This is a genomic window from Nonomuraea spiralis (assembly GCF_014648435.1).
GTDB lineage: Bacteria > Actinomycetota > Actinomycetes > Streptosporangiales > Streptosporangiaceae > Nonomuraea > Nonomuraea spiralis.
Window position 1 is genome coordinate 467,734 of sequence record NZ_BMRC01000008.1, and the last position, 12,051, is coordinate 479,784.

Consider the following 12,051-nt stretch of genomic DNA (forward strand, 5'->3'; position numbering starts at 1 on the left):
TGGCCGGCTCCCCGGCCGTCCGGCTACAGGTAGATCGAGCCGCCCTTCCGGGTGAACTCGGCCGCCTTCTCGGCCATGCCCGCCCGTACCTCGTGGCTGAGCTTCATCGAGCAGAACTTCGGGCCGCACATCGAGCAGAAGTGCGCGGTCTTCGCGGGCGCGGCGGGCAGGGTCTCGTCGTGGAAGGCGCGCGCGGTGTCCGGGTCGAGCGACAGGTCGAACTGGTCCTCCCAGCGGAACTCGAACCGGGCGTCGGACAGCGCGTCGTCCCACGCCTGGGCCTGCGGGTGCCCCTTGGCCAGGTCCGCCGCGTGCGCCGCGATCTTGTACGTGATCACGCCGGTCTTGACGTCGTCCCGGTTGGGCAGGCCCAGGTGCTCCTTGGGGGTGACGTAGCAGAGCATGGCGGTGCCGTACCAGGCGATCATGGCGGCGCCGATGCCGGAGGTGATGTGGTCGTAGCCGGGGGCGATGTCGGTGACGAGCGGACCGAGGGTGTAGAAGGGCACGTCGTCGCAGAGCTCGCGTTGCAGGTCGACGTTCTCCTTGATCTTGTGCATCGGGACGTGGCCGGGGCCTTCGATCATGACCTGCACGTCGTACGCGTGCGCGACCTTGGTCAGCTCGCCCAGCGTGCGCAGCTCGGCGAACTGGGCCTCGTCGTTGGCGTCGGAGATCGACCCCGGGCGCAGCCCGTCGCCCAGCGAGAACGTCACGTCGTAGCGGGCCAGCAGGGCGCACATCTCGTCGAAGTGCTCGTACAGGAAGCTCTCGCGGTGGTGGGCCAGGCACCAGGCGGCCATGATCGAGCCGCCGCGCGAGACGATCCCGGTCCTGCGCCGGGCGGTCAGCGGCACATAGGCCAGCCGCACGCCCGCGTGCACCGTCACGTAGTCGACGCCCTGCTCGCACTGCTCGATCAGGGTGTCGCGGTACACCTCCCACGACAGCGCCTCGGGACGCCCGCCCACCTTCTCCAGCGCCTGGTAGATGGGCACGGTTCCGACGGGCACGGGCGAGTTGCGGATGATCTGTTCGCGGGTGTCATGGATGTTCGGCCCGGTGGACAGGTCCATGACGGTGTCGGCGCCCCAGCGGGTGGCCCAGGTCATCTTCTCGACCTCCTCCTCGACGGAGGAGGTGACGGCGGAGTTGCCGATATTGGCGTTGATCTTGACGAGGAAGTTCCTGCCGATGGCCATCGGCTCGGACTCGGGGTGGTTGACGTTGGCCGGGATGACCGCCCGGCCGGCCGCGACCTCCTGCCGTACGAACTCGGGGGTCATGCCCTCCCGTACGGCCACGAACTCCATCTCCTTGGTGATCACCCCGCGCCGCGCGGCGCCGAGCTGGGTGACCGGCGACCCCCACGCCGACCGGTCGGTACGGGACGGCCCGGAGGTGTCGTAGAGCCGCACGGACGTGCCGTTCGTGAGCCTGACCTCCCGCATGGGCACCTGAAGGTCACCGATGTGGATCTTGGAAAAGCGCGCGTCGCTCATCGCGCAAACTCCCTTCGCCGGCATTATCCGGAGCAGGTTCTGGCGGTCGGCGGCTGTCAGCCGTCCTCTCAGCCCGGTCCGCACCGGGCTCCCGCGTTGGTCAACCGCGATAATAACTCCGTGCGTGGCAGGATCAAGGGGATGTCTGATCCCATAGCGCACACGACCGCCACCTACGACCGCATCGCGAGCGACTACGACGAGCGGTTCACCGACCCCCCTCCCGCGTTCGCGGCCTTCCGTGAGCGCTTCGCCTCCGCCCTGCCCGCCGGGGCGAGGATCGCGGACCTCGGGTGCGGCCCCGGGCGCGAGACGGCCTGGTTCAAGGAACGCGGACTGGCCCCCGTCGGCGTGGACCGGTCGATCGGCATGGCCAAACTGGCCGCCGGCCGAGGTGTTCCCGCCGTTCTGGGCGATCTGCGGTACCCGCCGCTGCCGCCCGCGTCCGTGGACGGCATCTGGTCCGCCGCCGCCCTCCTGCACGTGCCGTCCGAGCAGACCGAGCCGACGTTGCGCGCCTGGCACGCGGCACTGCGGCCCGGCGGGGTGCTCGGGCTGATCACCGCCCTGGGGGAGAGCGAGGGGTGGGAGCCGGTGCCGTACCGGACCGAGTACGAGCGCTGGTTCGTGCACCGCGACCCAGGCACCCTGCTCGCGGCGCTGGACGCGTGCGGTTTCGAGGTCTCCTGGCACGAGTCGAACGCCACCCACCGCACCTGGTTCAACGTGCTGGCGACGGCTCGCGGCTGACCCCCGCCACCTCCGGGGACGCTCGCCCGATATGTGGTGAATTATTCCCCGATGACCGCCATGCCGCTGCACGCGGGCGCCGAGCGTCCCGCGACCGGCATGGCGGCCGGCCCCAGGTTTGGCGATCGCCCCTGGCGGTACGGACCCCTTCAGGGGAACTATGATGAAGATCGCCGCTGTGGCCGCGATCGTGGCTCTGACCACGATCGGACCGGCTGCCGCCTCTGGAGACGGCATCGAGCAGCAGGAAGTGAGCAAGCAGCAATACCGGACGCTGACCGCCCAGTGCCGCTACGCCGACACTCAGAGCCTGCGCGCCAAGTGCAGGCAGGCGGTCAGGGAGAACTACCGTATCGGCAAGCGCAACCGTTCACTCGACTGCCGGACCTACTCCGGCGTGACGGTCTGCGGCGAACTGCTCCTCAGCAAGACCGAGCGCGCGTGCATCGAAGAGTCCACCAGACAGGGCCTGGCGTATCGCCGGGCCGAAGTGGAATGTTACGTGGCCTGACCATGATCGTCGTAGGTGTGGACGGCTCGCCGACCGGACTGCTGTCGGTCGACTGGGCCGCCAAGGAGGCAGTGCTGCGCGGGGTTCCGCTGACCGTGGCCCACGTGGTGCCCGACTGGGTCTGCCACCCGCTCCCCGGCCGGTACGCCGAGGTGGGCAAGTGGATGCGCGACGGCGCCCGGGAAATACTCGCGGACGCCGAGCGTCAGGCCCGCGAGCAGGGCGCCGAGGTGACCACGGAGCTCGTGCCCGGCGATCCCCGCGCCGCGCTCATCAAGACCGCCGAGGAGGCCGAACTGCTGGTCGTCGGCAGTCGCGGCCTGGGCGGCGTACGGGGGCTGCTGCTCGGCTCGGTCGCCCACGGGGTGGCCGCGCACGCCCCTATTGACGTCGTCCTGGTCCGCGACCCGCCGGCCGTCCCGCGCGGGGAGATCGTGGCCGGCGTGGACGGCTCCGAAGGAGGCCGCCGCGCGCTGGAGTTCGCCTTCGCCGAGGCCGAGCTGCGCGGCGCCAGGCTGCGCGCGGTGCAGGCGTGGGCCTGGCCGCGCCCTTCGGGCTTCGAGCCGGCCGACCCCGAGGCCGAACGCGAGGCCCGCGAGGCCCTGCGCCTGAACCTGCTCGTACCCCGGCAATGTCACCCGAGCGTGGAGGTGATCGAGGACGTCGTGCACGGCCATCCCGTCGAAGTGCTGCGCGAGGCGGCGTCCGGCGCCGACCTGCTGGTGGTCGGCACGCGCGGCCAGGGCACGCTGAAGGGCATGATCATGGGCTCGGTCAGCCAGGCCATGCTGCACCACGCGCCCTGCCCGATGGCGATCGTGAAAGTTACATCCTCGTAGCAGGCGTTCCCGCAGGTCACCCCCCCTGGGCCGGGACGCCTGCCTTTCCCGTTCCCCCGCCCGCTCCTACCATCTGCGCAGACCACGGGACGGGAGCGGACACATGCGCAGGATCAGCGCCTTACTCACGGCGATGCTGGCACTGGCCGGAACGGTGCTCTTCCTCACCACCGGCCCGGCGGGCGCGGCGGCCGTCCGGATCATGCCGCTGGGCGACTCGATCACCGGATCCCCCGGCTGCTGGCGGGCCCTGCTGTGGAACAAGCTCCAGAGCGCCGGCTACACCGGCGTCGACTTCGTCGGCACCCTGCCCCCGCAGGGCTGCGGCGTCGCCCACGACGGCGACAACGAGGGCCACGGCGGCTACCTGGCCACCAACATCGCGAACCAGGGCCTGCTGCCCGGCTGGCTCGCCGCCACCAGGCCCGACATCGTCGTCATGCACCTCGGCACCAACGACGTGTGGAGCAACATCGCCCCGGCGACGATCCTGGGCGCGTTCACCACGCTGGTGAACCAGATGCGGGCGAGCAACCCCGCCATGAAGATCCTCGTCGCCAAGATCATCCCGATGAGCCCGCCCACCTGCTCCGAATGTGCCCAGCGGGTCGTGGCCTTCGACAACGCCATCCCCGCCTGGGCCGCCGCCACGACCACCCAGCAGTCCCCCATCACGGTCGTGGACCAGTGGACGGGCTTCAGCACGAGCACGGACACCTACGACGGCGTGCACCCGAACGCCTCCGGCGACCAGAAGATGTCCGACGCCTGGTATCCGGCCCTGACCGCAGCCCTGTCCGTCACCACGCCCAGCCCCACGCCCTCCGGAAGTGCTGGTTGCACAGCGGTCGTCGAGACCGTCGGCCAGTGGCAGGGCGGCTTCCAGGGCGAGGTCACCGTCAAGAACACCGGCGCCTCCCCCATGACCGGCTGGAACGTCGGCTGGACGTTCGCGGACGGTCAGCGGATCACCCAGCTCTGGGGCGGCCTGCTCACCCAGACGGGCTCGTCGGTGTCGGTGCGGAACGAGACCTGGAACGGCGCCCTCGCCCCCGGCGCGACGACCACCTTCGGCTTCCTGTCCTCCTGGACCACCGCCAACACCCCACCGATGCCGACCTGCACCTGAGTGCGTTTGGATGTCGACGCCCGCCCTCCCGCCTACCCGGCGGTCGGCGCGGTCGCCGGGGCCACGATCCCGGCCACGCGCGGCGCGGCCAGCCGTACGTAGTCGTCGGTGGCCAACACCAGCGAACGGTCGAGCCGCGCGGCGTTGAAGTAGATCTCCGGCAGCTCCAGCAGCGAAGGATCGACCACGAGCTCAAGGCGGGGATCGTAGCTGAACGGCAACACCGTCCCGCTGACGCTCCCCGCCAGCTCCTCGGCCCTGTCCTTGTCGGCGAAGGCCACGTACGTGCCCTCCAGCAACCCCTTGACCGCCTGCAGATCCAGCCGGGCGTCACCCGGTACGACGGCCAGCACGTGCCGGGTCGTCTTCTTGCCGATCTTGACCATCACGATCAGGCACTTGGCCGCCTGCTCGACCCCGTGCCCCCGCAGGGCGCTCACCAGCTCCGTACGCCCCTCGGCCGGATGGTCGATCACCCGGTACCGCGCGCCGCCTGCGTCGAGATCGGCGATCAGACGTCCGTAGGCGTCGACCGAGTCACCAGTCACTGCTCAACATCTCCTTGACCTTGGCGATCCGGTCCTCGTCGCGCTGGTAGAACACCCATTGCCTGATCTTCCTGCCCCGGATCAGCCCCGCCTTGGCCAGCACCTTGAGGTGCTCTCCGCAGGTGGGCTGGCTCACGCCCAGCTTCTCGGCGATGAACAGCGAACAGACGCCGTCACGTACGAGATCGCCGTCGCGCTGCGGGCGGAAGTGCCGCTCGGGGTCGCGCAGCCACTCAAGGATGAGCAGCCGCTTGTCGCTGGCCAGCGCCTTGACCAGATCCACGTCCACCAGGGCATTATGGCAATTAGCTAATTACCTGTCTATGCCTCGCCCCACGCCCGGCGCCCTCACGACGCCTGCACCTTCATTCACCTGCACCACCGGCGCACCTTCACTCGCCTGCACCACCGGCGTCCTCACGACGCCTGCACCACCGGCGCGCCCTCGCTCGCCTGCACCAGTACGAACCCCTGCCCCCGGAACGCCAGCTGCATGGCCTCGCCGCTGCCCCGCCCGATCAGGGCCCCCACCTTCATCGTGCGATTGACCCCGACCTGCAACCCGGCGCTCCAGCACACCGCCGCCTGCCCGTCCACGAACGTCGGCATCCTCGCCACGTCCAGCAACACCGGCGTGCCGTGCGTGGTCACCGCCACCCATCCGGTGCCGGTCACCGTGGTGTTGAACAGCCCGCCCGCCGCGACCCCGGCCCCCTGAACCCGCTGGATGTCCCACCTGAGCTCCGGCCCGAACGCCAGCAGGTTCCGTCCGTTGACCGTGAGCCCCTCGTTCTCCAGGTAGAACAGGTGGATGTCGTCGGCGTTGTCGGCCAGGTAGAGCAGCCCCTGTCCCCGTACGCGCATGAGGGAGGTCCCCTCCCCCGTCACGGCCTTCTTGAACAGCTTCCCGAGCCCCCCGGCCCCTTCGTAGTCGAACTCCATCTGCCCCTGGAACGCGACCATGGACCCCTGCTTGGCCAGCACCTCATGAGGCAACTGCACCCGGAGCATCTTGTGGTTCTCCAGGGCGAAGCCGGCGGGAAGCGGCTGGGCATCCAGGTTGCCGAAAATCGAACTGCGCACGTCGTACCTCTCACACGTCGATGGTCGTCGCCGCCGACGTGCACCCGAGCCCGGCCGGGACGGCGCTCCCCTCGCCGCTCCCACCAATCCCGGCGCCTCGCCCCCAGCGCCTACAAACCCATCAACTCTGAGCCCCGAAAGCGAGTTCCCGCACCACCTGAATGAGCTCGGCCGGATCGAACGGCTTCGTCAGATAAGCGTCGACCCCGATCCCCATCCCCCGCCTCCGGTCATCGTCCTGCGCCCGCGCCGTGATCAGGACGACCTTGATATGACTGGTCGCCTCCTCCGTACGCAACTTCTCCGCCGTCGCCCACCCGTCGAGGCACGGCATCATCACGTCCAGCGTGATCACATCCGGCATGACGTCCATCACGCGATCCAGACAGTCCTGCCCATCGGTGGCGGTCGACACCTCGAACCCCTCCAGGTTCAGGTTGACCGCGATGAGCTGCCGGATGACCTCGTCGTCATCCACGACCAGTACTTTGCCAAGAACGTCGCTCACGGGCGCAAAGCTAGCCCGTAGCGGGGCGGTCACGCGGGGTTTTCGCAGGATGCGTTCGAGGAGCGTTATCTGGTGCCGAGTGGTCCCCGGATGCTGATAGCCTTATCACTCGTCGCCCCCTTAGCTCAGGGGATAGAGCACCGGCCTCCGGAGCCGGGTGCGTAGGTTCGAATCCTACAGGGGGCACAAGATCTTGATCAGTGGTTCAGGCCGCTGACCAGGGCGAACATCGCAGGAACGGGCGGGCCTCCAGTCTCACGGAGTCCCGCCCGTTCTCGTTGACGCTTGCCAGTTGTGGACCAGTTGTGGACCATGATCGAGCTCGCCGCCAGTCAGTCTCCCTTCCTCGCCTGCGTTGATATCGGCCCGCATCAGCAGATCCCGTGCCACCCGGTGCTGACACTCGTCGGCGGCCACGATGAGCGTGAGCTCGCCCGTGGTGGCCTAAATAGCCGACGGATCAGTGCCAACCCTCAGTTGATGCTTGGAGATGATCAGGCGGATGCGCTTCTTCTCCGCGTCATCAAGGTCAGCCCGCCTATGGCGGCTTGCCACGCGTCGGGCGGCCGCTGGCCGCGCTCCGGCTCTCCGGTCGGTCGAGGCCAGCACCGCCCACGTATGCATGACGACGTGGGCGGTGAACTAACCTACAAATCGGCCGACCCCGAAGAAGGGCAGCCGATGACCTAGCGGATCCGAGACCGCCACCGAAGCAACAGTTTGAGGGTTTCACGGGCGTCGCGTCGACGAGCTGGGGTGCGCGCGAAGATCGAGAATGCCGCTGATGCGGCGATCGTTCCGCAGTACAGAAGCCCTCCACTCGCGCCGATGAGAGCACCGTCGCGGAGCGCATGGACCAGAGTGAGCATGGCAAATCCCCTGAGAGCAGCTTGCTTGGATCGATGACCCTCGCCTGACGCCTCCATCGGGGACCCTCCGGAACGATTCCGGCGATGCGTTGGAGATCGCCGAAGTGATCGAAGTGCTGATCAGCCGCGGATTTGCGACAATTCCGGTGAGTCTCCGGACCGGACGTTGGAGGGCATGCTGTGCAGAGTGAGCCAGAGCAGCGTCTGGCGGAGGAGCTCGCTCAGCTCTACGAGCAGGCCGGCGCTCCCGTGTATGCGGCAGTCGTACGGGACGGGCTCGCCCAGCAGCCTGCCATCCGTCTGTCCGACGCAACTATGTCTGACTGGTTCAAAGGTGTGACCACTCCCACTGACCGGGAACCATTTCGATTTCTCGTGAGGTACCTCTCGCTGAGAGCACGAAGCAACAGCCACCAGGTGCCCCCCTTGAAATGGTGGCTGGACCTAAGAGCAGCCGCTGCCCAAAGTCGTGCAAGTAGGCGCGGCGGACGGCCTGCCGCGGCATCTAAGGCGCTCAAACCTATACCGCAACCACTCGGTGAGCCGATCGCGACCCTATCGGACGCCGATGCACTAGCCCTTGAGGTGCATGATGCGATCGATCCCGGGCCAGGAAAACCGCTCCCAGTGCTACCGCCATATATATCGCGAAGTCCATTCGATGACCGGCTCAGGAAAGCAGTCTCCGACGCATGGCACAGCAATCAAATGATCCTGGTGGTTGGGGATTCTTCAACCGGGAAAACGCGTGCATGCTGGGAAGCCATCCGTCAAGAGTTAGAGGGCTGGCGAATATGGCACCCCCTTACGCCGGAACGTCCACAGGCACTAATCGATATTTTGCAGAGTGGCTCTCTAGCGCCACGAACCGTAATCTGGCTAAACGAAGCACAGTTCTATCTAGCCCCACAACCGACTGGAGAACAGGTTGCCACTGCGCTACAGGAAATGCTTCGCAAAAATACGCGTGGGCCAATATTGATTCTTGGGACCATATGGCCAGAGTACTGGCGAGAGCTAACCGATGATCCACCTTCCGCCACTAACGACCCACATAAGGCTGCACGAACCCTGCTGGAATTGGAGCAAGTCCGCGATATTTCAATTCCCGAAGCTTTCGCGAAGGATGAAATAGTCCAGCTGGCCAGCGGAAAATTTGATGATCGGCGCCTCATCCACGCAGGAAGATTTGCTCGCGGAGGTCGCGTCACTCAATATTTAGCTGGCGCGCCAGATTTGATGCGACGTTATGAACATGCCACTTGCATAGAGCAAGCCGTGCTGTGGGCGGCCATGGATATTCGACGCCTAGGCCACGGGCCGTACATTTCAGTAGAATTCCTTCGCAGGGCATCATATGCCTATCTTGATCAAGACAGTCTCGACTTGCTGGAAGACGATTGGTTCTCAAGAGCGCTAGACAGTCTAGTAAGACGGCATCGTAAGCTGCCGGGGCCTCTCATGCCCCAACATGTGCCCACTGGCCGAAGCATGAGTAAAGCTTATCGCCTTGCGGATTACCTGGATCAATTTGGACGCATATTGCGTCGTGTGATCTGCCCACCTGCCCCGTTCTGGGATTCGGCATTAGAAAACTCCCACACACCGGAGGATCTAGCTAATCTCGCCCGCGCGGCAAAGAATCGTTGGCGATTGATCCACGCACTAAGACTGTTTCGGGCTGCAGCTGATGCAGGCCACAATGGTGCCCTTGTCCAGTTAGTCAGCATATTAGAAGAAGCAGGCGAATCCGGCGACGCCGAGGAGGCGGCGCGACATGCCGCCAGAATGGGCGACAAAAGATCGCTTGTAGAGTTGGCCTGGAACAGGGAAAAGGCTGGACATATAGAGGCCGCAAACAAGCTATACCGCGAGGCTATTGATGCGCAGCAGGCTCTCGCGCTTGCCGAACTCTCTCGCGCCAGAGAACGCGCAGGAGATATCGATCGCGCGGAGCGATTTGCTGTTGCTGCAGCGGAGGCCGGCCAGGCACAGGAGCTGGCAGATCTTGCTTGGATTCGAATTGCGCATCGAGACTTTGCTAGAGCCGAGCACCTTGCGCAGTCCGCAGCCAGGTTTGGGCACGTAGGTCCATTGGTAGGCCTTGCGCGACGACTTGAGCAAATGGAAGATAATGGCCGAGCAAAGCAATTGTATGAGGAGGCTTCCAAGTTAAAGCACCCTGATGCACAGGCTCGACTGGCCCTAATTCGAGCAGCCGCTGGCGCCGCGTCGGAAGCCAACGAATTAGCAGTCGCCGCCGCCATGCATGGCAATGCCGACGCATTGCTTGAACTGGCAAAGCGTCTACAGGCAAAAAGAAAGTGGGCAGCTGCGGAGCATTTGTGTAGATCTGCATTAGAGTGTGGTGACCCTAGAGTCCCTGCGGAGCTTGGATTAATTCGAGAACATCAACGCGATCCAGAGGAGGCTGAATCATTAGTTTGTGCCGCAGCAGATGCGGGAGATTCGTCGGCTCTAGTCGAGCTAGTGTACAGAAGGAGACGAGCAAACAGACCTAAGCTGGTGGAGCGTATCCTACATATAGCCGTGCGGGCAGGTCATGCTGCGGAGCTAGCCGAGCGACTGGCAATGATAGGAGCGTGGGACCTAGCCGAAAAGGCAGCTACAGATGCGGCCGAATATGGCGATTCGATTCCGCTTTCCGATCTAGCATGGAAAATGATGATTGCGGGAAGATACGATGATTATCGTCGCGTGCAACTCGCTGCGAGCAAAGATCGCAGAAGGAAAAGTGCCCTATCCATTCTAGGTGCTGCCCGAGAGAAGGCAGGAGATACTTTCCACGCTGAACGGCTCTATCGCGAGGCAGCAAAGAGAGGGGATACTGCAGCACTTACCAATCAAGCAAGTCTGCTCGCAGACAGAGGAGATATAGAAGGCGCAGAGAAACTCCTTCAAACTGCCGCGAGTGCGGGAGATGTTCAAGCTCTCATGGCGTTGGCTCGCTTGAAAGAGGCCAAGGGTACCTGCGCTGAGGCAGAGAGCCTCTATCGCAAGGCCGCAGACAGAGGCCAGCTTGTAGCATTGATAGAAGTAGCACGCCTGCGAGAGATCAATGGGGATATTTCTGGCGCTGCCACACTATATCGTGATGTCGCGGAAGCCGGGCATACCGTCTCACTCTCCTCGCTTGTACGAAAACGCGAGGATGAAGGAGATCAAGACGGGGCCGAGCTTGTGGCATGCGCGATGGCTCTAGGCGGATTTCCCGAAAGTGTCGTCGACTTAGCTAGACGGCGCCATAATATCGGAAATCTTTGGGCTGCAGAGCGACTATATGGCATTGCTGCTGGTTCCGGTTACAGCGAGGCGCTTCCCAAGCTCGCCGCCTTAAAAGAGCTTTCGGGTGATGAGCAAGGAGCAGATGATTTTGCGCGTGCAGCTGCAGAGGCGGGCCATGCAGCATCACTCGCCCCCTTAATCAAAAGTCGTGAAGACGCAGGAAACTATGCGGGAGTAGACCGCCTGGCTGCTTTATGCGGATCAGCTGGCCAAGTGAGCACACTCGCACGCTTAGCGATCTTTCGAAAATCATCAGGAGACTGGGAGGGGGCGGAGCGACTGGCGCGGATTGCTGCCAATGCCGGAAATGCAGCCATTTTGAGAGAATTGGCCTTGGCTCGTAACGCAGCTGGAGAATACGCCGAAGCGGAGCGTTTGGCATTGGCCGCTCTAGAGGCCGGGGAAACCGCCGCGCTTGGCGAATTGGTCTGGAGGTTCGAATCCCAGGGGGCTCACTCTGAGGCGGAGCGCTTGGCTATGGTTGCTCTGAGAGCTGGAAACGCCACCATTCTTAGCGAGTTGGCCTGGAGGCGCGAATCTACGGGGGATCATTGCGGGGCTGAGCAGCTCGCGCGAGCGGTTGCCGATTCTGGAGACACCAAGGCCCTGCGCGGGTTAGCCCGGATACGAAAGAAGACCGGATACATTGACATAAACTGGGAGCGAATTCTCCGGACTGGCTTCGATCCGCCCCAGGAATAGCAGAATTTCCGGTGAGTGTGCGTCCGAGTTTCGGTTCCTGCCCTCGAATGCTCACTTACGCCCTTTCCGCGGTTCGTATCGGAGTGGCTTCTGATCACGAGTACTCGCTGGTGGCGGCTGGGCGCTCAGTCCGAGGCACTCCGGCACCGGCGCCGGAACCGTATGTCCATGTGAAAGATGACAGCCAGTGCTGTCGGCAACACTGAAGTGATCTCAGCGAATTTCTGGTAGCCAGTTGTGCTCGAAATGGGTGAGGACAAGGGCGGCGCGGGCGATGTCGCCGATCGCGCTGGGACTGGCAGTG

The 12,051-nt window shown here is 64.6% G+C and carries 11 protein-coding genes, 1 tRNA gene and 1 riboswitch; of the genes, 7 read left to right on the forward strand and 5 right to left on the reverse strand.

From position 1 onward, the window contains the following. Nucleotides 1-23 precede the first annotated feature (23 nt). On the reverse strand, nt 24-1,502 hold the full coding sequence (gene thiC / locus IEZ27_RS22780) for a phosphomethylpyrimidine synthase ThiC (protein WP_229824236.1): 1,479 nt from the start codon (nt 1,500-1,502) through the stop codon (nt 24-26). Continuing rightward, a riboswitch (TPP riboswitch) is annotated at nt 1,495-1,607 on the reverse strand. (Overlaps the previous gene by 8 nt.) 36 nt (nt 1,608-1,643) lie before the next feature. Here thiC and IEZ27_RS22785 point away from each other — a divergent pair. From IEZ27_RS22785 to IEZ27_RS22800, 4 genes are all read left to right on the forward strand, one after another. Then, on the forward strand, nt 1,644-2,252 hold the full coding sequence (locus tag IEZ27_RS22785) for a class I SAM-dependent methyltransferase (protein ID WP_189649046.1): 609 nt from the start codon (nt 1,644-1,646) through the stop codon (nt 2,250-2,252). 160 nt (nt 2,253-2,412) lie between these two features. After that, nucleotides 2,413-2,763, forward strand: coding sequence for a hypothetical protein (locus IEZ27_RS22790; protein WP_229824237.1), 351 nt, complete (start codon nt 2,413-2,415; stop codon nt 2,761-2,763). 2 nt (nt 2,764-2,765) lie between these two features. Further along, nucleotides 2,766-3,602, forward strand: coding sequence for a universal stress protein (locus IEZ27_RS22795; protein WP_189649047.1), 837 nt, complete (start codon nt 2,766-2,768; stop codon nt 3,600-3,602). Between the two features lie 103 nt (nt 3,603-3,705). Further along, nucleotides 3,706-4,731, forward strand: coding sequence for a cellulose binding domain-containing protein (locus IEZ27_RS22800; protein WP_189649048.1), 1,026 nt, complete (start codon nt 3,706-3,708; stop codon nt 4,729-4,731). A gap of 32 nt (nt 4,732-4,763) precedes the next feature. Here the strand turns inward: IEZ27_RS22800 and IEZ27_RS22805 are convergent, their stop codons facing one another. The 4 genes from IEZ27_RS22805 to IEZ27_RS22820 form a co-directional block, all read right to left on the reverse strand. Then, nucleotides 4,764-5,279, reverse strand: coding sequence for a YbaK/prolyl-tRNA synthetase associated domain-containing protein (locus IEZ27_RS22805; protein ID WP_229824238.1), 516 nt, complete (start codon nt 5,277-5,279; stop codon nt 4,764-4,766). Continuing rightward, the gene (locus tag IEZ27_RS22810; protein WP_229824239.1) at nt 5,269-5,568 is read right to left on the reverse strand and encodes an ArsR/SmtB family transcription factor; all 300 of its coding nucleotides are present in this window, start codon (nt 5,566-5,568) and stop codon (nt 5,269-5,271) included. The genes IEZ27_RS22805 and IEZ27_RS22810 overlap by 11 nt, the downstream gene beginning before the upstream one ends. 128 nt (nt 5,569-5,696) lie before the next feature. Beyond that, on the reverse strand, nt 5,697-6,362 hold the full coding sequence (locus tag IEZ27_RS22815; RefSeq protein WP_189649049.1) for an AIM24 family protein: 666 nt from the start codon (nt 6,360-6,362) through the stop codon (nt 5,697-5,699). 121 nt (nt 6,363-6,483) lie between these two features. After that, complete coding sequence (locus IEZ27_RS22820; RefSeq protein ID WP_189649050.1) at nt 6,484-6,870, reverse strand: response regulator transcription factor; 387 nt, start codon at nt 6,868-6,870, stop codon at nt 6,484-6,486. 114 nt (nt 6,871-6,984) lie between these two features. Between IEZ27_RS22820 and IEZ27_RS22825 the strand changes: the two genes are divergently transcribed. The 3 genes from IEZ27_RS22825 (at nt 6,985) to IEZ27_RS22835 (ending at nt 11,747) form a co-directional block, all read left to right on the forward strand. Continuing rightward, nucleotides 6,985-7,056, forward strand: a tRNA-Arg gene (locus tag IEZ27_RS22825). Between the two features lie 126 nt (nt 7,057-7,182). Beyond that, the gene (locus IEZ27_RS22830; RefSeq protein ID WP_189649051.1) at nt 7,183-7,560 is read left to right on the forward strand and encodes a hypothetical protein; all 378 of its coding nucleotides are present in this window, start codon (nt 7,183-7,185) and stop codon (nt 7,558-7,560) included. Nucleotides 7,561-8,819: 1,259 nt separating this feature from the next. Further along, entirely contained in the window at nt 8,820-11,747 is a 2,928-nt protein-coding gene (locus tag IEZ27_RS22835) for a tetratricopeptide repeat protein (RefSeq protein ID WP_189649052.1), read from the forward strand. Nucleotides 11,748-12,051 lie beyond the last annotated feature (304 nt).